Source organism: Psychrobacter sp. TB20-MNA-CIBAN-0197, assembly GCF_040309765.1.
Lineage (GTDB): Bacteria > Pseudomonadota > Gammaproteobacteria > Pseudomonadales > Moraxellaceae > Psychrobacter > Psychrobacter submarinus.
Window position 1 is genome coordinate 1 of sequence record NZ_JBEOPC010000348.1, and the last position, 290, is coordinate 290.

A 290-nucleotide genomic window follows, 5' to 3' on the forward strand; every position below is an offset into this window, starting at 1 on the left:
CGACTAGAGTGATAGCCTTTTTTAATGTCTATTTGATAAAGTAATACAGATGCTAAGCAAGCAGCCTTTAAATTTGTATAGCGGCTACAAACAAAGAAAAAACCACGATTAGGGTCACGTACTTTCTAACTTTAAAATACTTATTATCAATAATATCAGCGCGACGTAAACCATAATCAATGAGCAGCAGACAAATGAAGCCAATTATAAGCAACCAGATAAAACCCGTCGTTGATAGGCTTAAAAAGCCAAGCCATAGCAGCAGCGCAATAATATTGCTGAGTATAGGT

Annotated in this window: 1 protein-coding gene; it reads right to left on the reverse strand. The window is 36.2% G+C overall.

The window, feature by feature from the left end:
* Positions 1-67: 67 nt before the first annotated feature.
* Positions 68-290, reverse strand: a 223-nt coding sequence (locus AAEY83_RS13970) for a DUF3429 family protein (RefSeq protein ID WP_351059737.1), incomplete at its 5' end; no start/stop codon positions are given.